Annotated in this window: 20 protein-coding genes; 18 read left to right on the forward strand and 2 right to left on the reverse strand. The window is 55.2% G+C overall.

What is annotated here, in order from left to right:
* Positions 1-210 precede the first annotated feature (210 nt).
* The 16 genes from ispU to tilS all read left to right on the forward strand — a co-directional run bounded on the left by ispU (position 211) and on the right by tilS (position 20,911).
* Positions 211-969, forward strand: a complete 759-nt coding sequence (ispU, locus tag ABLU67_RS08090; protein ID WP_004098751.1) for a (2E,6E)-farnesyl-diphosphate-specific ditrans,polycis-undecaprenyl-diphosphate synthase — start codon at positions 211-213, stop codon at positions 967-969.
* A gap of 12 nt (positions 970-981) precedes the next feature.
* Positions 982-1,839, forward strand: a complete 858-nt coding sequence (cdsA, locus tag ABLU67_RS08095; RefSeq protein ID WP_014228000.1) for a phosphatidate cytidylyltransferase — start codon at positions 982-984, stop codon at positions 1,837-1,839.
* Positions 1,840-1,850: 11 nt separating this feature from the next.
* Positions 1,851-3,203 carry a sigma E protease regulator RseP gene (rseP, locus tag ABLU67_RS08100; RefSeq protein ID WP_049069153.1) on the forward strand — a complete coding sequence of 451 codons (1,353 nt, stop codon included), beginning with the start codon at positions 1,851-1,853 and terminating at the stop codon, positions 3,201-3,203.
* A gap of 31 nt (positions 3,204-3,234) precedes the next feature.
* Positions 3,235-5,664 carry an outer membrane protein assembly factor BamA gene (gene bamA, locus ABLU67_RS08105; RefSeq protein ID WP_014228002.1) on the forward strand — a complete coding sequence of 810 codons (2,430 nt, stop codon included), beginning with the start codon at positions 3,235-3,237 and terminating at the stop codon, positions 5,662-5,664.
* A gap of 130 nt (positions 5,665-5,794) precedes the next feature.
* Positions 5,795-6,280 carry a molecular chaperone Skp gene (gene skp / locus ABLU67_RS08110; RefSeq protein WP_004098757.1) on the forward strand — a complete coding sequence of 162 codons (486 nt, stop codon included), beginning with the start codon at positions 5,795-5,797 and terminating at the stop codon, positions 6,278-6,280.
* A 3-nt stretch (positions 6,281-6,283) separates the two neighbouring features.
* The gene (gene lpxD / locus ABLU67_RS08115; protein WP_014837448.1) at positions 6,284-7,309 is read left to right on the forward strand and encodes a UDP-3-O-(3-hydroxymyristoyl)glucosamine N-acyltransferase; all 1,026 of its coding nucleotides are present in this window, start codon (positions 6,284-6,286) and stop codon (positions 7,307-7,309) included.
* 102 nt (positions 7,310-7,411) lie between these two features.
* Positions 7,412-7,867, forward strand: a complete 456-nt coding sequence (fabZ, locus tag ABLU67_RS08120; protein ID WP_004098761.1) for a 3-hydroxyacyl-ACP dehydratase FabZ — start codon at positions 7,412-7,414, stop codon at positions 7,865-7,867.
* A gap of 3 nt (positions 7,868-7,870) precedes the next feature.
* Positions 7,871-8,659: an acyl-ACP--UDP-N-acetylglucosamine O-acyltransferase gene (lpxA, locus tag ABLU67_RS08125; RefSeq protein WP_004098763.1), complete on the forward strand. Its 789-nt coding sequence runs from the start codon at positions 7,871-7,873 to the stop codon at positions 8,657-8,659.
* Positions 8,659-9,807 carry a lipid-A-disaccharide synthase gene (lpxB, locus tag ABLU67_RS08130; protein ID WP_025107387.1) on the forward strand — a complete coding sequence of 383 codons (1,149 nt, stop codon included), beginning with the start codon at positions 8,659-8,661 and terminating at the stop codon, positions 9,805-9,807. Before lpxA ends, lpxB begins: the two co-directional genes overlap by 1 nt.
* Positions 9,804-10,400 (forward strand): ribonuclease HII, encoded by a 597-nt coding sequence (rnhB, locus tag ABLU67_RS08135; RefSeq protein WP_014228005.1) that lies wholly within the window; start codon positions 9,804-9,806, stop codon positions 10,398-10,400. Before lpxB ends, rnhB begins: the two co-directional genes overlap by 4 nt.
* Before the next feature lie 38 nt (positions 10,401-10,438).
* On the forward strand, positions 10,439-13,921 hold the full coding sequence (gene dnaE, locus ABLU67_RS08140) for a DNA polymerase III subunit alpha (RefSeq protein ID WP_014228006.1): 3,483 nt from the start codon (positions 10,439-10,441) through the stop codon (positions 13,919-13,921).
* Positions 13,922-13,933: 12 nt separating this feature from the next.
* Positions 13,934-14,893, forward strand: a complete 960-nt coding sequence (gene accA, locus ABLU67_RS08145) for an acetyl-CoA carboxylase carboxyl transferase subunit alpha (RefSeq protein WP_004137983.1) — start codon at positions 13,934-13,936, stop codon at positions 14,891-14,893.
* A 190-nt stretch (positions 14,894-15,083) separates the two neighbouring features.
* Positions 15,084-16,874 carry a chitinase gene (locus tag ABLU67_RS08150; protein ID WP_049083129.1) on the forward strand — a complete coding sequence of 597 codons (1,791 nt, stop codon included), beginning with the start codon at positions 15,084-15,086 and terminating at the stop codon, positions 16,872-16,874.
* A 75-nt stretch (positions 16,875-16,949) separates the two neighbouring features.
* Positions 16,950-19,088 (forward strand): lysine decarboxylase LdcC, encoded by a 2,139-nt coding sequence (locus ABLU67_RS08155; RefSeq protein ID WP_025107388.1) that lies wholly within the window; start codon positions 16,950-16,952, stop codon positions 19,086-19,088.
* Positions 19,089-19,150: 62 nt separating this feature from the next.
* The gene (locus ABLU67_RS08160) at positions 19,151-19,540 is read left to right on the forward strand and encodes a VOC family protein (protein WP_004098774.1); all 390 of its coding nucleotides are present in this window, start codon (positions 19,151-19,153) and stop codon (positions 19,538-19,540) included.
* 69 nt (positions 19,541-19,609) lie between these two features.
* On the forward strand, positions 19,610-20,911 hold the full coding sequence (gene tilS, locus ABLU67_RS08165) for a tRNA lysidine(34) synthetase TilS (protein WP_047725170.1): 1,302 nt from the start codon (positions 19,610-19,612) through the stop codon (positions 20,909-20,911).
* A 15-nt stretch (positions 20,912-20,926) separates the two neighbouring features.
* On the opposite strand, the gene rof is transcribed toward tilS, so the two are convergent.
* Both rof and ABLU67_RS08175 read right to left on the reverse strand, forming a co-directional pair.
* The gene (gene rof / locus ABLU67_RS08170) at positions 20,927-21,187 is read right to left on the reverse strand and encodes a Rho-binding antiterminator (protein ID WP_004098776.1); all 261 of its coding nucleotides are present in this window, start codon (positions 21,185-21,187) and stop codon (positions 20,927-20,929) included.
* A complete protein-coding gene (locus tag ABLU67_RS08175) occupies positions 21,174-21,374 on the reverse strand; it encodes a YaeP family protein (RefSeq protein WP_348852241.1) in 201 nt (66 codons plus the stop codon). The genes rof and ABLU67_RS08175 overlap by 14 nt, the downstream gene beginning before the upstream one ends.
* A gap of 196 nt (positions 21,375-21,570) precedes the next feature.
* Here ABLU67_RS08175 and ABLU67_RS08180 point away from each other — a divergent pair, with 196 nt between their 5' ends.
* On the forward strand, positions 21,571-22,116 hold the full coding sequence (locus ABLU67_RS08180; RefSeq protein WP_004098780.1) for a YaeQ family protein: 546 nt from the start codon (positions 21,571-21,573) through the stop codon (positions 22,114-22,116).
* Complete coding sequence (gene arfB, locus ABLU67_RS08185) at positions 22,113-22,526, forward strand: alternative ribosome rescue aminoacyl-tRNA hydrolase ArfB (RefSeq protein WP_014228012.1); 414 nt, start codon at positions 22,113-22,115, stop codon at positions 22,524-22,526. Before ABLU67_RS08180 ends, arfB begins: the two co-directional genes overlap by 4 nt.
* The last annotated feature ends 8 nt before the right edge of the window (positions 22,527-22,534 follow it).

Genomic DNA, 22,534 nt, shown 5'->3' on the forward strand with positions numbered 1-22,534 from the left:
CAGTGATATAGTCTGCGCCATCCGATCGTTGCATTTTGGTGTGAAAGATTACGGTGGCCGTGGCAAGACACGGCTTTTTTGCGTAAAGCTTTTGGTTGTTCTCTGCGATTGGCCGTAGCTCCGGCACCGGATAAAAATGCGTATCCAGCGCTGACCGGTGGCCCGTGTTTAGTAGCTTAGCTAATCCTTATTATGGACTTAAAACGCGTTATGTTGTCTGCTAATCAAACTGTCAGCGAAATGTTGCCTGCGCATGGCTGTCGTCATGTGGCCATTATTATGGATGGCAACGGGCGTTGGGCAAAACGGCAAGGAAAGATCCGCGCCTTTGGCCATAAAGCCGGCGCTAAATCTGTTCGTCGCGCCGTCTCTTTCGCGGCGAATAATGGTATTGAAGCGTTGACGTTATACGCGTTCAGCAGTGAAAACTGGAATCGCCCGGCGCAGGAAGTCAGCGCGCTGATGGAGCTGTTTGTCTGGGCGCTGGATAGCGAAGTGAAAAGTCTGCACCGGCATAATGTGCGTCTGCGTATTATCGGCGAGACCACGCGCTTCAATGCGCGTCTCCAGGAGCGTATTCGCAAAGCGGAGGCGCTGACTGAGAACAACACCGGTTTGACCCTGAATATTGCGGCGAACTACGGCGGTCGCTGGGATATCGTCCAGGGCGTTCGTCATCTGGCCAAACAGGTGCAAGACGGGGTGCTTCAGCCCGAGCAAATCACAGAAGAGATGTTGAGCCAGCAGGTCTGCATGCATGAACTGGCTCCCGTAGATTTAGTTATTAGGACCGGGGGAGAGCATCGCATTAGTAATTTTTTGATTTGGCAAATTGCCTATGCCGAACTTTACTTTACGGATGTTCTTTGGCCCGATTTCGCTGAACAGGACTTTGAAGGTGCACTCCATGCCTTTGTTAATCGAGAGCGTCGCTTCGGCGGCACTGAGCCGGGCGGCAACAATGCCTGATGGGGGTCACTTTTGCTGAAGTATCGCCTGATTTCTGCTTTCGTCTTAATACCCGTTGTTATTGCGGCGCTTTTTTTACTGCCGCCCGCGGGTTTTGCCATCGTTACGCTAGTCGTCTGTATGCTCGCCGCGTGGGAGTGGGGGCAATTTAGCGGTTTCACTTCAACTACCCAGAGAGTCTGGCTGTCAGTGCTTTGCGGTCTGCTGCTGGCGCTGATGCTATTCCTGATGCCGGAATACCATTATGACGTTCATCAACCGCTGGTTGAGGGCGCGCTATGGGCATCATTAGGCTGGTGGGTCGTCGCGCTGCTTTTAGTGCTGACTTACCCCGCTTCAGCGGCTTTCTGGCGCAATTCAAAAACGCTCCGTCTGATTTTTGGCGTCCTGACCATCGTGCCGTTTTTTTGGGGCATGCTGGCGCTTCGGGCCTGGCATTACACCGATGACCATTATAGCGGTGCGCTGTGGTTGCTGTACGTGATGATTCTGGTCTGGGGCGCGGATTCCGGCGCTTACATGTTCGGAAAAATGTTCGGTAAGCATAAGCTGGCGCCAAAGGTTTCTCCGGGTAAAACCTGGCAGGGTTTTTTCGGCGGTCTGTTAACGGCAGCAGTTATCTCCTGGGCTTACGGCTGGTGGGCCCATCTGAATGTCACGCCGATGGTGCTGCTGGTGTGTTCTATTGTCGCGGCCCTGGCTTCGGTACTCGGCGACCTGACCGAAAGCATGTTTAAACGCGAAGCTGGCATTAAAGATAGCGGAAATCTGATTCCCGGACACGGCGGCATCCTCGATCGTATCGATAGCCTGACGGCCGCGGTGCCCGTGTTTGCTTGCCTACTCTTGTTGGTTTTCAGGACGATTTGACGGAAGGTTTTATGCTGAGCGTTCTCTGGAATTTGGCTGCTTTTATTATTGCGCTGGGCGTGTTGATCACCGTCCATGAGTTTGGCCATTTCTGGGTTGCTCGCCGCTGCGGTATCCGCGTTGAGCGTTTCTCAATCGGCTTTGGCAAAGCGCTGTGGCGCCGTTTTGATAAGCAAGGTACGGAATTTATTATCGCCCTTATTCCGCTGGGCGGTTATGTCAAAATGCTCGACGAACGCGTTGAGCCCGTGGCGCCAGAGATGCGTCACTTCGCGTTTAACAACAAAACCGTCGGCCAGCGCGCCGCCGTTATTGCCGCGGGGCCAATCGCGAACTTCCTTTTTGCCATTTTTGCCTACTGGCTGGTGTTTATTATCGGCGTGCCAGGCGTGCGTCCGGTCGTTGGCGACATAACGCCCAACTCGATCGCCGCGCAAGCACAAATTGCAAAAGGAACGGAACTTAAAGCGATAGATGGCATCGAAACGCCTGATTGGGATGCAGTACGTATGGCGCTGGTGGCGAAGATAGGCGATCGGCAAACAATAGTTACGGTCGCCCCTTTCGGGACCAATCAACGTCAGGATAAAATCCTCGATCTGCAGCACTGGGCGTTTGAGCCGGATAAACAAGATCCGGTTGCCTCGTTGGGCATTCAGCCTCGCAGCGCGCAGATTGATACCGTCCTGGCTGAAGTACAATCTGACTCGGCGGCGCAGAAGGCGGGTTTGCAAGCGGGCGACAGGATCGTTAAAGTCGATGGTCAACCGTTAACGCAGTGGATGACGTTTGTTAATCTGGTGCGTGATAATCCGGGTAGGGCATTAGTTCTGGACATCGAGCGGCAGGGTAGTCCCCTGTCGGTGACCTTGACGCCGGACACGAAGTCTACCAAAGGCAAAGCGGAGGGGTTTGCAGGGGTCGTACCTAAGGTCATCCCGCTGCCTGATGAATATAAGACAGTGCGTCAGTACGGGCCGTTTGCCGCCATCGCTGAAGCCACGGATAAAACCTGGCAGCTGATGTCGTTAACGGTCCGAATGCTGGGCAAATTGATAACCGGTGATGTCAAACTGAACAACCTCAGCGGGCCGATTTCTATCGCCCAGGGGGCTGGGATGTCAGCGGAATTTGGGTTGATTTACTATCTGATGTTCCTTGCGCTGATCAGCGTGAACCTCGGCATAATCAACCTGTTCCCGCTTCCCGTTCTCGACGGGGGACATCTGCTGTTTTTGGCGATTGAAAAGCTGAAAGGCGGGCCGGTATCCGAGCGAGTTCAAGACTTTAGTTATCGCATTGGCTCAATATTGCTGGTGCTGTTAATGGGGCTTGCACTTTTCAATGATTTCTCTCGGTTGTAAGAGAGTTTGTTAGGAAGAACGCATAATAACGATGGCGATGAAAAAGTTGCTCATAGCGTCGCTGCTGTTTAGCAGCGCAACCGTATACGGTGCTGACGGGTTCGTGGTGAAGGACATTCATTTCGAAGGCCTTCAGCGAGTCGCTGTTGGTGCGGCCCTCCTCAGTATGCCAGTGCGTCCTGGCGATACCGTAACCGATGATGATATCAGTAACACCATCCGTGCTCTGTTTGCCACCGGCAACTTTGAGGACGTCCGCGTACTGCGCGATGGTGATACCCTGCTGGTGCAGGTGAAAGAGCGTCCAACGATTGCCAGCATCACTTTCTCCGGTAACAAGTCGGTGAAAGATGACATGCTCAAGCAAAACCTTGAGGCATCCGGCGTGCGCGTAGGGGAATCCCTCGATCGCACCACGCTGGCTGATATCGAAAAGGGGCTGGAGGATTTCTACTACAGCGTCGGTAAGTACAGCGCCAGCGTTAAAGCTGTCGTGACGCCGCTGCCGCGTAACCGTGTCGACCTGAAGCTGGTATTCCAGGAAGGCGTCTCGGCGAAAATCCAGCAGATCAATATCGTCGGCAACCACGCATTCAGCACCGATGAACTCATTTCTACCTTCCAGCTGCGCGATGAAGTGCCGTGGTGGAACGTGGTGGGCGATCGTAAATATCAGAAACAGAAGCTGGCGGGAGATCTTGAAACGCTGCGCAGCTACTATCTGGATCGCGGCTATGCTCGTTTCAACATTGACTCCACGCAGGTTAGCCTGACGCCGGACAAAAAAGGTATCTACATCACCATCAACATTACCGAAGGCGATCAGTACAAGCTTTCTGGTGTGCAGGTGACGGGGGATCTGGCGGGGCATTCGGCGGAAATCGAAGCGCTGACCAAAGTGGAGCCGGGCGAGCTGTATAACGGCACCAAAGTGACCAAAATGGAGAATGACATTAAGAAACTCCTCGGTCGCTACGGCTATGCCTATCCGCGCGTTCAGTCCCAGCCGGAAATCAGCGATAGCGATAAGACCGTGAAGCTGCACGTGAACGTCGATGCGGGTAACCGCTACTACGTGCGTAAAATTCGCTTCGAAGGCAACGATACCTCGAAAGATGCCGTTCTGCGTCGCGAAATGCGTCAGATGGAAGGCGCCTGGCTAGGCAGCGACCTGGTCGATCAGGGTAAAGATCGTCTGAACCGTTTAGGCTACTTTGAAACGGTTGATACCGATACGCAGCGCGTTCCGGGCAGCCCGGATCAGGTTGACGTGGTCTATAAGGTTAAAGAGCGTAACACCGGTAGCTTTAACTTCGGCGTTGGTTACGGTACGGAAAGCGGCGTCAGCTTCCAGGCCGGCGTTCAGCAGGATAACTGGCTCGGTACCGGCTATTCCGTTGGGATTAACGGCACCAAAAACGACTATCAGACCTATACTGAACTGTCGGTGACGAACCCGTACTTTACCGTGGATGGCGTCAGCCTCGGCGGTCGTGTTTTCTATAACGACTTCGACGCTAACGATGCGGACCTGTCTGACTATACCAACAAAAGCTATGGTACAGACATCACGCTGGGCTTCCCGGTTAACGAATACAATACGCTGCGCGCGGGCCTGGGCTATGTGCATAACAAGCTGTCCAACATGCAGCCTCAGGTATCCATGTGGCGTTATCTGAATTCGATGGGGCAGTATCCGGACAACACCAACGACAGAAACTCGTTCAGCGCTGACGACTTCACCTTCAACTACGGCTGGACGTATAACAAGCTTGACCGTGGCTTCTTCCCGACCGAAGGCTCACGCGTCAACCTGAACGGTAAAGTGACGATTCCGGGATCGGATAACGAATACTACAAAGCGACGCTCGATACCGCGACCTATGTACCGATCGATGACGATCATAAATGGGTGATGTTGGGTCGTACCCGCTTTGGTTATGGCGATGGTCTGGGCGGTAAAGAGATGCCGTTCTATGAGAACTTCTATGCCGGTGGTTCAAGCACCGTGCGTGGCTTCCAGTCCAATACTATCGGTCCGAAAGCGGTTTATTTCCCGGCCAGCAGTCGTCATGACGACGACAGCAGCTACGATAACGAATGTAAGAGCAGCGAGTCCGCACCGTGTAAGTCTGATGATGCGGTGGGCGGTAACGCCATGGCGGTTGCCAGCCTTGAGCTGATCACCCCGACGCCGTTTATTAGCGATAAATATGCGAACTCGGTCCGTACTTCCGTCTTCTGGGATATGGGTACCGTGTGGGATACTCACTGGGATTCAGCCGCATATGGTGGTTACCCGGACTACAGCGATCCAAGCAATATCCGTATGTCTGCGGGTATCGCAGTACAGTGGATGTCGCCGTTAGGGCCGTTGGTATTCTCCTACGCTCAGCCGTTTAAAAAGTACGATGGAGACAAAGCCGAACAGTTCCAGTTTAACATCGGTAAAACCTGGTAATGGTATTGGCTACAATGGAATGTAAGTGCAGTTGCAGTATAGCGCTGACTATTGGCGATAACTGAAGTTGTCGCTTGGCCACGCAAATAACGGTACCCCTGGGTACTCATGGGATGGTAAGGAGTTAATTGTGAAAAAGTGGTTATTAGCTGCAGGTCTGGGTTTAGCAATGGTAACTTCCGCTCAGGCGGCAGATAAAATTGCAATGGTTAACATGAACAGCCTCTTCCAACAGGTTGCCCAGAAAACAGGCGTTTCTAACACGCTGGAAAACGAGTTTAAAGGCCGCGCGAGCGAGCTGCAGCGTATGGAAGGCGACCTGCAGTCTAAAATGCAGCGTCTGCAGTCCATGAAAGCGGGCTCTGACCGTACCAAACTGGAAAAAGACGTGATGGCTCAGCGCCAGACTTTCTCCCAGAAAGCGCAGTCTTTCGAACAGGATCGTGCACGTCGTTCTAACGAAGAGCGCGGCAAGCTGGTGACTCGTATTCAGAGCGCCGTGCAGAGCGTGGCTAAAGATCAGAGCATCGATCTGGTTGTTGACTCTAATGCCGTTGCATACAACAGCAGCGATGTAAAAGACATCACCGCTGATGTGCTGAAACAGGTTAAATAAGTAATGCCTTCAATTCGACTGGCTGATTTAGCCCAGCAGTTGGATGCAGAATTACACGGTGATGGCGATATCGTCATCACCGGCGTTGCGTCCATGCAGTCCGCACAAGCGGGCGATATTACTTTCATGGTAAATCCTAAGTACCGTGAACACCTGGCCGCTTGCCAGGCATCTGCCGTCGTGATGACGCAGGATGATTTACCTTTTGCTCATAGCGCCGCGCTGGTAGTGCGTAATCCCTACCTGACCTACGCGCGCATGGCTCAAATTCTTGATACCACGCCGCAGCCGGCGCAGGATATCGCGCCCAGCGCGGTCATCGATGCGACGGCGAAGCTGGGTACCCACGTGGCGATTGGCCCCAACGCCGTGATTGAATCGGGCGTCATCCTCGGTGATAACGTGGTTATCGGCGCGGGCTGCTTTGTTGGGAAAAATACGAAAATAGGTGCCGGCTCGCGTTTATGGGCCAACGTCACCGTTTACCACGACATTGAGATCGGCGAGAATTGCCTGATCCAGTCCAGCACGGTGATTGGCGCAGATGGCTTCGGCTACGCGAACGATCGCGGCAACTGGGTTAAGATCCCACAGCTGGGTCGCGTAATTATTGGCGATCGCGTGGAGATTGGCGCCTGTACGACCATCGACCGTGGTGCGCTGGACGACACCGTCATCGGTAACGGCGTGATTATTGATAACCAGTGTCAAATTGCGCACAACGTGGTGATTGGCGACAACACCGCGGTTGCTGGCGGCGTGATCATGGCGGGCAGCCTGAAGATCGGCCGCTACTGCATGATTGGCGGAGCCAGCGTGATCAACGGCCATATGGAAATCTGCGATAAAGTCACCGTCACGGGGATGGGAATGGTTATGCGTCCTATCACCGAGCCAGGGGTTTACTCTTCAGGTATCCCGCTGCAGCCGAATAAGGTCTGGCGTAAGACCGCTGCGCTGGTACTGAATATTGATGATATGAGCAAGCGCCTCAAAGCCATTGAGCGCAAGGTTAATCAACAAGATTAGTGCTGCGTCCAGCCACATTAAATTTTCGGCCTGTTGCATTCATGAGATTGCCGCAGGCCGTGTTATTATTGCCTTTTAGGATATTTAGACAGGAAGAGTATTTTGACTACTGACACTCATACTCTGCACATTGAAGAGATTCTGGAACTTCTGCCTCACCGATACCCGTTCCTGCTGGTCGATCGCGTGCTGGATTTTGAAGAAGGTCGTTTTCTACGCGCAGTTAAAAATGTTTCTGTAAATGAGCCGTTTTTCCAGGGGCATTTCCCTGGTAAGCCGATTTTACCGGGCGTATTGATTCTCGAAGCTATGGCCCAGGCCACCGGCATTCTGGCATTCAAAAGCGTTGGAAAACTGGAACCGGGCGAGCTGTATTATTTTGCCGGGATTGACGAAGCGCGTTTCAAACGTCCGGTCGTGCCTGGCGATCAGATGATTATGGAAGTCACTTTTGAAAAAACCCGCCGCGGTCTGACTCGCTTTAAAGGCGTTGCAACCGTTGACGGAAAAGTGGTTTGCGAAGCAACGATGATGTGTGCCCGTAGCCGGGAGGCCTGATACGTGATTGATAAAACCGCCTTTATTCATCCTTCCGCCATTGTAGAAGAAGGCGCCGTTATTGGCGCTAACGTCCACGTTGGCCCGTTTTGTATTGTTGGTGCTAACGTCGAAATCGGCGAAGGTACCGTACTGAAATCTCACGTTGTCATCAACGGCCATACCAAAATTGGCCGCGATAACGAGATCTATCAGTTCGCTTCCATCGGCGAAGTTAACCAGGACCTGAAATATGCTGGCGAACCGACCCGCGTGGAAATTGGCGATCGCAACCGCATCCGCGAAAGCGTCACCATTCATCGTGGCACAGTACAGGGCGGTGGATTAACGAAGGTGGGCAGCGATAACCTGCTGATGATCAACGCCCACGTGGCGCACGATTGTACGCTGGGCGACCGCTGTATTCTGGCCAATAACGCGACCCTTGCGGGCCACGTTTCGCTGGATGATTTTGTTATCATCGGCGGCATGACCGCCGTGCATCAGTTCTGCATTATTGGCGCACACGTGATGGTGGGCGGCTGCTCCGGCGTAGCGCAGGACGTTCCGCCGTTCGTGATTGCGCAGGGCAACCACGCGACGCCGTTTGGCGTCAACATCGAAGGGCTGAAACGCCGCGGCTTCAGCCGTGAGGCGATCACTGCGATTCGTAACGCGTATAAGCTGCTGTACCGCAGCGGTAAAACGCTGGACGAAGCGAAAGCTGAAATTGCCGAGCTGGCGGCGCAGTATCCCGAAGTGCAGACCTTTACCGACTTTTTTGCCCGCTCCACGCGCGGCCTGATTCGTTAATGGCTGAATTGCGTCCCCTGACGATTGCCCTGGTCGCCGGAGAAACCTCCGGCGATATTCTTGGTGCCGGTCTTATCCGCGCGCTCAAAGCCCGCATACCTGATGCCCGCTTTGTCGGCGTTGCCGGGCCGTTGATGCAGGCGGAAGGCTGCGAAGCCTGGTATGAGATGGAAGAGCTGGCGGTGATGGGCATTGTGGAAGTGCTGGGTCGCCTGCGCCGTCTGCTGCATATTCGCGCCGATCTCACCCGTCGATTGACCGAGCTTAAGCCAGACGTATTCGTCGGCATTGATGCGCCTGACTTCAATATCACCCTCGAAGGTAATCTGAAGAAGCAGGGTATCAAAACTATCCATTACGTCAGCCCCTCGGTGTGGGCATGGCGGCAAAAACGCGTTTTCAAAATTGGCAGATCCACCGATCTGGTATTGGCATTTCTGCCTTTCGAAAAAGCGTTTTATGACAAATTCAACGTTCCCTGCCGGTTTATCGGCCACACGATGGCGGATGCGATGCCGCTGGACCCGGATAAAGGCGCGGCGCGCGACCGTCTGGGGATCGATCGTAACGTGCATTGCCTGGCGCTGCTGCCGGGAAGCCGTGGGGCGGAAGTTGAGATGCTCAGCGCTGATTTTCTGAAAACGGCGCAGCTCCTGCGAGACCATTATCCCGACCTGGAAGTGGTTGTTCCGCTGGTCAACGCGAAGCGGCGGGAACAGTTCGAGCGCATCAAAGCGGAAACGGCGCCTGATCTTGCCGTCCACCTGCTCGACGGCCGGGCGCGCGATGCGATGATCGCCAGCGATGCCGCGCTGCTGGCCTCCGGCACGGCTGCGCTGGAGTGTATGCTGGCTAAGTGTCCGATGGTTGTCGGCTATCGGATGAAGCCGTTTACCTTCTGGCTGGCGAAACGGCTGGTGAAGACCGACTATGTGTCGTTGCCGAATTTACTGGCCGGGCGCGAACTGGTTAAAGAACTGCTGCAGGATGAATGCCAGCCGCAGGCGCTGGCCGAGGCGCTGAAGCCGCTGCTGGCCGACGGAAAAACCAGCCACGATATGCATGAAACCTTCCGCGCGCTGCATCAGCAGATCCGCTGCAACGCTGATGAGCAGGCGGCGGATGCCGTACTGGAGTTAGCAAAATGATGGAATTCGTATATCCGCATACCCATCTGGTTGCGGGAGTCGATGAAGTCGGACGCGGCCCGCTGGTTGGCGCGGTGGTGACCGCCGCGGTTATTCTCGATCCGGCAAAGCCGATCGTCGGTCTTAACGACTCAAAAAAGCTAAGCGAAAAACGCCGCCTTGCGCTATTTGACGAGATCAAAGAAAAAGCGCTGTGCTGGAGCCTCGGTCGCGCTGAGCCGCATGAAATCGATGAGCTGAATATTTTGCACGCGACTATGCTGGCCATGCAGCGCGCCGTTGCCGGTTTGCGCGTTTCCCCTGAGTTTGTTCTTATTGATGGTAACCGCTGTCCGCCGCTGCCGATGCCGTCACTGGCGGTCGTCAAAGGCGACAGCCGAGTGGCGGAAATCAGCGCCGCGTCTATTCTGGCTAAAGTGACGCGCGATGCTGAAATGGCCGTACTGGACCGGGAGTTCCCGCAGTACGGCTTTGCGCAACATAAAGGTTATCCCACCGCTTTTCATCTGCAAAAGCTGCTGGAACATGGCGTAATCGAGCAATACCGGCGCAGCTTTGGCCCGGTGAAACGCGCGCTGGGCCTGGCGTCCTGAACCGACACGCAAGCAATTAAGTAACGCGGAATCTGAAGATGGCTGAACCACGTTTCGTACACCTGCGGGTGCACAGCGACTATTCCATGATCGATGGTCTGGCGAAAACCGGACCGTTGGTAAAAAAGGCGGCCGCGCTCGGCATGCCTGCGCTGGCGATCACTGATTTTACCAACCTTTGCGGGCTGGTGAAGTTCTACGGAGCAGGGCACGGTGCCGGAATTAAACCCATCGTCGGGGCCGATTTTCACGTTCAGAGCGATCTGCTTGGCGATGAACTGAGCCAGCTGACGGTACTGGCGGCGAACAACGCTGGCTATCAAAACCTGACGCTGCTGATCTCCAAAGCCTATCAGCGCGGCTACGGCGCGGCAGGCCCGATTATCGATCGCGACTGGCTGATCGAATTAAAAGAAGGGCTGATTTTGCTCTCCGGCGGGCGTATGGGCGACGTGGGTCGTAGCCTGCTGCGCGGAAACATGGCGCTGGTGGATCAGTGCGTTGATTTTTATGAACAACATTTCCCTGATTGCTACTTCCTTGAGCTCATTCGCACCGGCCGTCAGGATGAAGAGCCCTACCTGCATGCGGCGGTAGAACTGGCGGAAACCCGCGGCCTACCGGTGGTGGCGACCAACGATGTTCGCTTCCTTGAGCCGGGCGACTTCGACGCCCATGAAATCCGCGTGGCTATCCACGACGGCTTTACCCTCGACGATCCCAAGCGTCCGCGCAACTACTCGCCGCAGCAGTATATGCGCAGCGAAGAGGAGATGTGCGAGCTCTTTTCCGATATTCCCGAAGCGCTGCAAAACACCGTGGAGATCGCCAAACGCTGTAACGTGACCGTGCGCCTTGGCGAGTACTTCCTGCCGCAGTTCCCGACGGGGGATATGACCACCGAAGATTATCTGGTTAAGAAATCCAAAGAGGGTCTGGAAGAGCGTCTGGAATTCCTGTTCCCCGATCCGGATGAGCGGGCTAAACGCCGTCCCGAATATGATGAACGCCTGGATATTGAGCTGCAGGTGATTAACCAGATGGGGTTCCCGGGCTACTTCCTGATCGTTATGGAGTTTATCCAGTGGTCGAAGGATAACGGCGTGCCGGTAGGGCCGGGACGTGGTTCCGGCGCCGGATCGCTGGTGGCCTATGCGCTGAAAATTACCGACCTCGATCCGCTGGAGTTCGACCTGCTGTTCGAACGTTTCCTTAACCCGGAACGTGTCTCCATGCCCGACTTCGACGTTGACTTCTGTATGGAGAAGCGCGACCAGGTGATTGAACACGTCGCGGACATGTACGGTCGCGATGCGGTCTCGCAGATTATTACCTTCGGCACCATGGCGGCGAAAGCGGTTATCCGCGACGTTGGCCGCGTGCTGGGCCACCCGTACGGCTTTGTGGACCGCATTTCCAAGCTGGTACCGCCCGATCCGGGTATGACGCTGGCGAAAGCGTTTGAAGCCGAGCCGCAGCTGCCGGAGATTTACGAGGCGGACGAAGAGGTTAAAGCGCTGATCGACATGGCGCGTAAGCTCGAAGGGGTCACCCGTAACGCCGGTAAACATGCGGGCGGGGTGGTGATTGCGCCCACCAAAATAACCGATTTTGCCCCGCTGTACTGCGATGAAGCGGGCCAGCATCCGGTTACCCAGTTTGATAAGAACGACGTTGAATATGCCGGGCTGGTGAAGTTCGACTTCCTCGGTCTGCGTACGCTCACCATCATTAACTGGGCGCTGGAGATGATCAACGCCCGTCGCGAGAAGAACGGCGAGGGGCCGCTGGATATCGCCGCTATCCCGCTGGACGATAAAAAAAGCTTCGACATGCTGCAGCGTTCGGAAACCACCGCCGTCTTCCAGCTCGAATCGCGCGGTATGAAGGATCTGATCAAGCGTCTGCAGCCTGACTGCTTTGAAGATATGATCGCTCTGGTGGCCCTGTTCCGACCGGGGCCGCTGCAGTCGGGAATGGTGGATAACTTTATCGACCGTAAGCACGGTCGCGAAGAGATATCGTATCCGGACGTACAGTGGCAGCACGAATGTCTGAAACCGGTACTGGAGCCAACCTATGGCATTATCCTGTACCAGGAACAGGTCATGCAGATTGCCCAGGAGCTTTCCGGCTATACCCTCGGCGGCGCGGATATGCTGCGTCGTGCGATGGGTAAGAAAAAGCCGGAAGAGATGGCCAAGCAGCGCGGCACCTTTGAAGAAGGGGCGAGAAAGCGCGGCGTTGACGGCGAACTGGCGATTAAAATCTTTGACCTGGTAGAGAAGTTCGCCGGTTATGGATTTAACAAATCGCACTCTGCCGCTTATGCTTTAGTGTCCTATCAGACGCTGTGGCTGAAGGCGCACTATCCGGCTGAATTTATGGCGGCGGTAATGACCGCGGATATGGATAACACCGAGAAGGTCGTCGGCCTGGTGGATGAGTGCTGGCGGATGGGGCTGAAAATCCTGCCGCCGGATATTAACTCCGGCCTGTACCATTTTCACGTTAACGACGATGGCGAAATCGTTTATGGTATCGGCGCCATCAAAGGCGTCGGCGAAGGTCCGATAGAAGCGATCATTGAAGCCCGTAATCAGGGCGGCTATTTCCGCGAGCTGTTCGATCTCTGCGCGCGTACGGATATTAAAAAGCTCAACCGCCGGGTGCTGGAAAAACTGATTATGTCCGGGGCCTTCGATCGCCTCGGGCCGCATCGCGCGGCGTTAATGAATTCACTGGGCGATGCGCTAAAAGCCGCCGATCAGCATGCCAAAGCCGAAGCTATCGGTCAGGCGGACATGTTCGGCGTACTGGCGGAAGAGCCTGAGCAAATTGAACAGTCCTACGCCAGCTGCCAGCCGTGGCCGGAACAGGTCGTGCTGGATGGCGAAAGGGAGACCCTGGGGCTGTACCTGACCGGGCATCCGATTAACCAGTACTTGAAAGAGATCGAGCGCTACGTAGGCGGCGTACGACTCAAAGACATGCATCCGACCGATCGTGGTAAAGTGACCACGGCGGCCGGGCTCGTTATTGCCGCGCGGGTCATGGTCACCAAGCGCGGCAATCGTATCGGCATCTGCACGCTGGATGACCGTTCCGGGCGTCTGGAGGTGATGTTGTTCACCGACGCCCTGGATAAATACCAGCAGCTGCTGGAAAAAGACCGCATACTTATCGTCAGCGGACAGGTCAGCTTTGATGACTTCAGCGGGGGGCTTAAAATGACCGCTCGTGAAGTCATGGACATTGACGAAGCCCGGGAAAAATATGCTCGCGGGCTTGCTATCTCGCTGACGGACAGGCAAATTGATGACCAGCTTTTAAACCGACTCCGTCAGTCTCTGGAACCCCACCGTTCGGGAACTATTCCAGTACACCTCTATTATCAGAGGGCGGATGCACGCGCGCGGTTGCGTTTTGGCGCAACATGGCGCGTCTCTCCGAGCGATCGTTTACTTAACGATCTGCGTGGCCTTATCGGCTCGGAGCAGGTGGAACTGGAGTTTGACTAATACAGGAATACTATGAGTCTGAATTTCCTTGATTTTGAACAGCCGATTGCAGAGCTGGAAGCGAAAATCGATTCTCTGACTGCGGTTAGCCGCCAGGATGAGAAACTGGATATTAATATCGATGAAGAAGTGCATCGCCTGCGTGAAAAGAGCGTAGAGCTGACGCGCAAGATCTTCGCCGATCTTGGTGCATGGCAGGTTGCGCAACTGGCGCGCCATCCACGTCGCCCGTACACCCTGGATTATGTCCGCCTGGCTTTCGACGAATTCGACGAACTGGCCGGTGACCGTGCCTATGCTGACGATAAAGCTATCGTCGGCGGGATTGCGCGTCTGGACGGGCGTCCGGTAATGATTATCGGCCACCAGAAAGGGCGCGAAACCAAAGAGAAAATTCGCCGCAACTTCGGTATGCCGGCGCCGGAAGGCTATCGTAAGGCGCTGCGCCTGATGGAAATGGCCGAACGCTTTAAAATGCCAATCATCACCTTCATCGACACCCCGGGTGCCTACCCGGGCGTCGGTGCGGAAGAGCGCGGCCAGTCTGAAGCGATTGCCCGCAACCTGCGTGAAATGTCGCGTCTGAGCGTCCCGGTTATCTGCACCGTTATCGGTGAAGGTGGTTCCGGCGGCGCGCTGGCAATCGGCGTGGGCGATAAAGTGAATATGCTGCAGTACAGCACCTATTCCGTTATCTCCCCGGAAGGCTGTGCCTCCATTTTGTGGAAAAGCGCCGATAAAGCGCCGCTGGCCGCCGAAGCGATGGGGATTGTTGCCCCGCGTCTGAAAGAGCTGAAGCTGATTGACTCCATCATTCCTGAGCCGCTGGGCGGCGCGCATCGTAATCCGGAAGTCATGGCCGCCTCTCTGAAAGCGCAGCTGCTGGCCGATCTGGCTGACCTCGATGTTCTGAGTGAAGAAGAGCTGCTGAACCGTCGCTATCAGCGTCTGATGAGCTACGGCTACGCCTGATTATCTGACTCATTTTTTATCCCTAAGGGCCGGATTTTCCGGCCCTTTTTTTATGTGTTGTTTACTGAGACGAGATGAGATGAATAAGAGCTAATGTGATTAGCCGATGATGCCGATCTCTCCTGAAACTGCAGCAACTGCCAGGGATTGCGACCCGGCAGGCCGTTAACAAGGATAAAGGAGAAATACTATGGCATTGCACAAAACCGTCGCATTAAGCGCCGTGGCCGCAGGGATCATGTTAAGCCTGGGGGCCGCACAGGCCACACCGTTGCTTGGCGCAACGGAAGCGACAACCATCAAGGCGAGTGACCTGGCCGCGAAAGAAAAAGCCTTAACCGACTTTCCGCTCATGACATCGGTAAAATCATCGATTCAAACGCTGCCGAACAGCGAAGTTGAAAAAATCGAGCCGGGTCTGGCGACTAACCCGGCAAACGTGAAGCGCGTGGAAAGCATTCTGTCCGAAAAGGATTGGGAATATCTGTTCCCGATGCGCGCGGCAGAATATACCTACTCTAACTTTCTGAAAGCTATTGGTAAATTCCCTGCGGTTTGCGGGACCTATACCGACGGACGCGATAGCGATGCCATATGCCGTAAATCTCTGGCAACCATGTTTGCCCACTTTGCTCAGGAAACCGGCGGCCACGAAAGCTGGCGCGATATTCCCGAGTGGCGCCAGGCGCTGGTTTATCTCCGTGAAGTGGGCTGGGTTGAAGGTCAGAAAGGCGGCTACAACGGGGAGTGTAACCCGGATATCTGGCAGGGGCAGACCTGGCCCTGCGGTAAAGATAAAGACGGCGACTACCTGAGCTACTTTGGCCGCGGCGCAAAACAGCTCTCCTATAACTACAACTACGGCCCGTTCTCCGATGCCATGTACGATGGCGACGTTCGTCCTCTGCTGGATAAACCGGAGCGGGTGGCGGATACCTGGATGAACCTGGCGAGCGCGGTGTTCTTCTTCGTTTACCCGCAGCCGCCGAAGCCCTCTATGCTGCACGTCATCGACGGAACCTGGGTACCAAACGATCATGATAAAGCGAATGGCCTGGTTGAAGGCTTTGGGGTCACCATTCAAATTATCAACGGCGGCGTCGAGTGCGGCGGGGCGGAAGAGAACGCGCAGTCTCTGAACCGTATTGCCTACTACAAAGAGTTCGCAAACTACCTGAAAGTGCCGATTGCTGATGATGAAGTTCTCGGCTGTAAGAATATGAAGCAGTTCGATGAAGGCGGCGCGGGCGCGTTACCGATTTACTGGGAAGAGGATTGGGGATGGAGCCCGGACACCGCTGACGGCAAGACTAACGCCTGCCAGCTGGTGGGCTACCAGACGCCGTATAGCGCCTTTAAACAAGGTGACTATGCGAAGTGCGTCCAGAGCCACTTCAACGTCAATATCATCGACGATACCGGCCAGGCCGAGGATACTCCCCCGGCGACGCCTGACGATACCACGCCTGCGCAGGAAACTAACGTGGCGCCGGTTGCGCGTATCGCCGGTCCGATTGGCGCTATCGAAGCGGGCGCCAGGGTTTCCCTGAGCGCGGAGGGCTCTACCGATGCGAATGGCGATAAGCTCACCTATACCTGGATGTCGCAGGACGGTCAGACTATCAGCGGACAGGATAAAGCCGTTATCACCTTTACCGCTCCGGAAAAAGATCGCGATGCGCAATATGTAGTGAGCCTGACGGTAAGCGACGGGACCTTATCCAGCACGGCAACGTACACCCTGAACGTGAAGGCTAAAGCTGCTGCTGCGGATGAAACGACCGATGGCAAAGACAGCGACACCATCAGCTATCCTTCCTGGAGCAGTACCCAGACCTGGAAAGCGGGCGATATCGTTAATAACCACGGCGCGCTGTATCAGTGTAAACCGCTACCTGAAGGGGCGTGGTGCAACGTGGCGCCGACCTACTATGAGCCCGGCGCAGGCATTGCCTGGGGCGATGCGTGGAAAGCGCTGTAATAGAGATAAATCCGCCAGTGCTTAGCGCTGGCGGGGTGATATGATGCTTTCCTTAGGTAAATTCAGGAGGAAAGCGTGAATATCATTGCGATCATGGGTCCCCACGGCGTCTATTATAAAGACGAACCGATCAAAGAACTGGAAGCCGCCCTGCAACGGCAAGGTTTCCAGACCATCTGGCCGCAAAATAGCGCCGATCTTTTGCAATTTATCGAGCATAATCCGCGGATCTGCGGGGTTATTTTTGACTGGGATGAATACAGCGTTGATCTGTGCAGCGATATTAATTGCTTAAATGAATATCTGCCGCTGTACGCATTTATCAACGCCCATTCGACGATGGACGTCAGCAGCCAGGACCTGCGCATGACGCTATGGTTCTTTGAATACGCGCTGGGGCTGGCGGAAGAGATCGCTACCCGCATCGGTCAATACACCCGTGAATACCTCGACAACATAACCCCGCCGTTTACCAAAGCCTTGTTCAACTATGTGCAGGAGGGGAAATATACTTTCTGTACCCCCGGGCATATGGGCGGCTCGGCATATCAAAAAAGTCCGGTGGGCTGTCTGTTTTATGATTTCTTTGGCGGGAATACCCTAAAGGCCGACGTCTCTATTTCCGTGACGGAGCTGGGATCGCTGCTCGATCATAGCGGTCCGCATCTGGAGGCGGAAGAGTATATTGCCCGCGCATTCGGCGCCGAACAGAGCTATATGGTGACCAACGGAACCTCGACGTCGAATAAGATTGTCGGTATGTATTCTGCTCCGGCGGGCAGCACCCTGCTTATCGATCGCAACTGCCATAAATCGTTGGCTCATTTACTGATGATGAGCGACGTGGTGCCGCTGTGGCTAAAGCCGACGCGCAATGCGCTAGGGATCCTCGGCGGCATACCCAAGCGCGAATTTACCCGCGACAGTATTCAGCAAAAGGTTAATGCGACAGGCGGCGCCGGGTGGCCTGTGCATGCGGTGATCACCAACTCCACCTATGACGGACTGCTGTATAACACCACCTGGATCAAAGAGACCCTCGACGTACCGTCAATCCACTTTGATTCCGCCTGGGTGCCCTATACCCATTTTCATCCGATCTATCAGGGTAAAAGCGGGATGAGCGGCGATCGCATTGCGGGGAAAGTGATCTTTGAAACGCAGTCGACGCATAAAATGCTGGCCGCGCTATCGCAGGCTTCGCTGATTCATATTAAAGGCAGCTATGATGAAGATACCTTCAATGAAGCCTTTATGATGCACACCTCGACCTCCCCGAGCTACCCGATCGTTGCCTCCATTGAGACGGCTGCCGCCATGCTGCGCGGCAACTCCGGCAGACGACTGATTCAGCGTTCGATTGAGCGGGCTCTGGATTTTCGTAAAGAGGTGCAGCGGTTGCGCGAAGAGTCTGACGGCTGGTTTTTTGATATCTGGCAGCCGGAAGAGGTGGGGGAAGCGCAGTGCTGGCCGGTTTCACCCGGAGAAAGGTGGCATGGCTTTCAGGACGCCGATGACGACCATATGTTCCTCGATCCGGTGAAAGTCACCATTCTGACGCCCGGTATGGACGAGCAGGGCAACATGGATAGCGAAGGCATTCCGGCCGCGCTGGTGGCGAAGTTCCTTGATGAGCGCGGCGTGGTGGTAGAAAAAACCGGGCCGTACAACCTGCTGTTCCTGTTCAGTATCGGTATAGATAAAACCCGGGCGATGGGGCTGCTGCGCGGATTGACCGAGTTCAAACGCGCTTACGATCTCAATTTACGGGTGAAAAACATGCTGCCGGATCTGTACGCCGAAGATCCGGATTTTTACCGCAACATGCGTATTCAGGATCTGGCCCAGGGTATTCATCGTCTGATTCGCCAGCACCAGCTCTCGCAGCTGATGCTTAGCGCTTTCGACGTCCTGCCGGAGATGAAAATGACGCCGCATCAGGCCTGGCAGCGGCAGATTAAAGGCGAAGTGGAAACCATTGAACTGGAGAATCTGGTCGGGCGTATTTCAGCGAATATGATCCTACCGTACCCGCCCGGCGTGCCGCTGCTGATGCCCGGCGAGATGATCGCCGAAGAGAGCCGCGCGGTGCTCAATTTCCTGCTTATGCTGTGCTCCATCGGCCGCCACTATCCGGGTTTCGAAACCGATATCCACGGCGCGAAACGCGATGAAGACGGCGTGTACTGGGTTCGAGTCTTAAAAAATGACTAAGCGCTTGCGCACTCACGAACTGAACGAGTAACTTTGTTGGCTTCAACTGGAGGAGTTGTACCATGCTGGGTTTAAAACGGGTTCACCATATCGCCATCATTGCGACGGATTATGCGAAGAGTAAAGCCTTCTACTGCGACATTCTGGGGTTCACCCTGCAGGGCGAGTTCTATCGCCAGGAGCGCGATTCATGGAAGGGCGATCTGGCGCTAAATGGCGAATATGTTATTGAACTCTTTTCATTCCCGTTTCCTCCTGCGCGTCCGAGCCGCCCCGAAGCCTGCGGGCTGCGCCATCTGGCGTTTAGCGTTGATGATGTCGATGCCGCCGTTGCGCATCTTGAGGCCCACGGCGTGGCTTGTGAAGGCGTTCGTATCGACCCCTTCACCGGTAAACGATTCACCTTTTTTAACGATCCGGACGGGCTACCGCTGGAGATTTATCAGCAGTAATTCTTGTCAGGGCGTGTTCTGCCGGGTAACGTGCCGGACACGCTTTCCTCAGTTAGTACTCTCATGATGATGATCCCAGACATGGCGCAAACGCTACAGCCGCACCGCCATTTTTTAGTGGCCTTTAGCGGCGGGCTGGATTCGAGCGTGCTCCTGTATCGCCTGGTTTGCTGGCGCGAACAGGATCCTACCGTTCAACTGCGGGCGATGCATATTCACCACGGCCTCAGCGCGAACGCCGACGATTGGGTGGCGCACTGCCGACAAATATGCCAGCAGTGGCAGGTACCGCTTTTGGTTGAACGGGTGGCGCTCGCCGATGAGGGACTGGGGATTGAGGCCCACGCGCGTCAGGCGCGCTATCAGGCTTTCCGTTCGGCGCTATTACCCGGCGAAGTGCTGGTGACGGCACAGCATCTTGACGACCAGTGTGAAACCTTTCTGTTGGCGCTTAAGCGGGGGAGCGGCCCAACCGGGCTTTCGGCGATGGCCGGCGAGTCCGATTTTGCCGGGACGAAACTGCTGCGTCCGCTGCTTAACGAAAGCCGCGACTCCCTGCACCGGTGGGCGATAGCCCATCAGCTCAGCTGGATTGAAGACGAAAGTAACCAGGACGACGCCTACGATCGCAATTTTCTCCGCCTGCGAATTGTTCCGCTGCTTAACGCTCGCTGGCCGCACTTCGCCGAGGCCGTAGCGCGCAGCGCCAGCCTGTGCGGCGAGCAGGAACAGCTGCTGGATGAAATGCTCGCGGCGGAGCTGGCAACGCTGGTGGCGGAGGATGGCGCGTTGACTATCGAACCGTTGGCGGCCATGAGCGCGCCGCGTCGGGCCGCGCTGCTGCGCCGCTGGCTGGCTGGGCTCAATGCGCCGATGCCTTCGCGCGAGATGCCGGAGCGTATCTGGCGTGAAGTGGCGATGGCGCGCGAGGATGCGTATCCCTGCCTGCGCCTTGGCCACTTCGCCGTTCGTCGCTATCAGCAACGGCTGCACTGGGTGAAATATCTCCCCGGACAGAGCGAGACGGTGCTGGCGTGGCGCGATATTGCCAGGCCGCTGCCGTTACCCGACGGCCTTGGCGAACTGAAGCTCCTGGCCGGCGGCCCGTTACGCGGCCCGCGCCAGGATGAAGCGGTCACTATTCGTTTTCGCGCCAGCGGTAATCTGCATATCGTCGGTCGCCAGGGCGGCCGCAAGCTGAAGAAAATCTGGCAGGAGCTCAACGTTGCGCCCTGGCGGCGCGATACCACGCCGCTGCTGTTTTACGGCGAAACGCTTATCGCCGCAGCCGATGGTCTGTTTATTACCGTCGATGGGAAAGTTCAGGAAGGTGAAGGCGTGCAGATGATGTGGATGAAAACGGGCGGCTGAGCCACCCGTTTTGCTTCAGGACTCGCTGACCACTACCGTACCGATTTCCGGATGGCTGAAGCTGGCGATTTTATCCAGGCGCAGTTCGCGGACATCACCGGCGAGCTCCACGACGAGATACTCGATATTTTTGCGCGAGATAAGATCGTTGGCCTTCGCTTGCAGCTGTTCGCCATCTTTGAGCTCCAGCGCCAGGACCAGATGGTGCTGACAGGCAAGTTCGAGGTTGTCATAATCATCGCAATTGATGGGTTGATAAGTATCATTCATTGACATAATCGCTCACCAGTAAGTTTGCCGCCGCATATGCGGCCTTTTCCCTGACTGACTCAGCAAGGGCCTGATCCGCCGCAACCTCATTCAATACTTTCAACACGCAAACTAGCGCATCCGGGATATACCCAAGGTCCCCGCTGGCTATTTCCGCATACCGCTTGCGTATTAACTCACAATATTTGTCCACATGCCCTCCTGTCAGCGTTCTGACTTAACCGTGGGATGTAAGTTTAAGCCTACGAAGATAAACTCTGTTTAGCAAGGTGACTATACCATAGTCATTTAAGCAATATCAGCAGGATGAAAGGGGATCCTGCGATTGCTGACAGCCTTTTGCCGCCAGTTTCGCTACAATGAACGCCATTTTTATCAGGAGTTTCCTCATGGCGCTGAAAGCGACGATTTATAAAGCGACGGTGAACGTGGCCGACCTGGACCGCAACCAGTTTCTGGATGCCAGTTTGACGCTTGCCCAGCATCCGTCAGAAACCCAGGAGCGCATGATGCTGCGCCTGCTGGCGTGGATGAAATACGCCGACGAGCGTCTGCAGTTTACCCGCGGTCTGTCTTCCGATGATGAAGCTGAACTCTGGCTGCTAAACGATCATCTGGGCGTTGATCTGTGGATTGAACTGGGGCTGCCGGACGAACGGCGGATTAAAAAAGCCTGTTCGCGGGCGCAAGAGGTGGCGCTGTTTGCCTATAATAGCCGGGCGGCAGAAATCTGGTGGCAGCAAAATAAAAGCAAAATGGCACAGTTTTCAAAGCTAACCGTATGGTATTTAGATGATACTCAGCTGGCGCAGCTCAGTGCTTTTGCCGATCGGACAATGTCGCTACAGGCGACTATCCAGGATGGCGCTATCTGGTTATCTGACGCTAAGAATAATCTGGAAATTCATTTAACGGCCTGGCAAACATCCGCATGATTACGATTAGCCGCAGCGTGGCGATTGCGGATGACGAGGTCTCACTTTCCGGGATACGCGCCCAGGGGGCGGGCGGTCAGCATGTCAATAAAGCATCGACGGCTATCCATTTGCGCTTTGATATTAAGGCATCGAGCCTGCCCGAGTATTATAAGGAACGTCTGCTTACCTCCAGCCATCACTTAATTTCTGCCGAGGGTGTGGTTATCATTAAGGCTCAGGAATATCGCAGCCAGGAGATGAATCGCGAAGCGGCGATTGCGCGTCTGGTTGCCTTAATACAAGAATTAACCGCAGTGCAGAAGCGCCGCCGGGAGACGCGGCCGACCAGAGCGTCAAAAGAGCGCCGGCTTGCCTCAAAGGCGCAAAAATCCTCAGTTAAGGCGCTGCGTGGGAAAGTTCGTCATTAAAGGCATGG

The sequence above is a fragment of the Klebsiella sp. GN_Kp190 genome (assembly GCF_040061795.1).
GTDB lineage: Bacteria > Pseudomonadota > Gammaproteobacteria > Enterobacterales > Enterobacteriaceae > Klebsiella > Klebsiella michiganensis.

Excerpts from the sequence above, each read along its gene's own strand:
- dnaE (WP_014228006.1), top strand. The coding sequence starts at position 10,439 with ATGGCTGAACCACGTTTCGTACACCTGCGGGTGCACAGCGACTATTCC.
- ABLU67_RS08180 (WP_004098780.1), top strand. The coding sequence starts at position 21,571 with ATGGCGCTGAAAGCGACGATTTATAAAGCGACGGTGAACGTGGCCGAC.
- ABLU67_RS08160 (WP_004098774.1), top strand. The coding sequence starts at position 19,151 with ATGCTGGGTTTAAAACGGGTTCACCATATCGCCATCATTGCGACGGAT.
- rnhB (WP_014228005.1), top strand. The coding sequence starts at position 9,804 with ATGATGGAATTCGTATATCCGCATACCCATCTGGTTGCGGGAGTCGAT.
- ABLU67_RS08150 (WP_049083129.1), top strand. The coding sequence starts at position 15,084 with ATGGCATTGCACAAAACCGTCGCATTAAGCGCCGTGGCCGCAGGGATC.
- lpxD (WP_014837448.1), top strand. The coding sequence starts at position 6,284 with ATGCCTTCAATTCGACTGGCTGATTTAGCCCAGCAGTTGGATGCAGAA.
- accA (WP_004137983.1), top strand. The coding sequence starts at position 13,934 with ATGAGTCTGAATTTCCTTGATTTTGAACAGCCGATTGCAGAGCTGGAA.
- ispU (WP_004098751.1), top strand. The coding sequence starts at position 211 with ATGTTGTCTGCTAATCAAACTGTCAGCGAAATGTTGCCTGCGCATGGC.
- bamA (WP_014228002.1), top strand. The coding sequence starts at position 3,235 with ATGGCGATGAAAAAGTTGCTCATAGCGTCGCTGCTGTTTAGCAGCGCA.
- tilS (WP_047725170.1), top strand. The coding sequence starts at position 19,610 with ATGATCCCAGACATGGCGCAAACGCTACAGCCGCACCGCCATTTTTTA.
- rseP (WP_049069153.1), top strand. The coding sequence starts at position 1,851 with ATGCTGAGCGTTCTCTGGAATTTGGCTGCTTTTATTATTGCGCTGGGC.
- lpxB (WP_025107387.1), top strand. The coding sequence starts at position 8,659 with ATGGCTGAATTGCGTCCCCTGACGATTGCCCTGGTCGCCGGAGAAACC.
- rof (WP_004098776.1), bottom strand. The coding sequence starts at position 21,187 with ATGTCAATGAATGATACTTATCAACCCATCAATTGCGATGATTATGAC.
- arfB (WP_014228012.1), top strand. The coding sequence starts at position 22,113 with ATGATTACGATTAGCCGCAGCGTGGCGATTGCGGATGACGAGGTCTCA.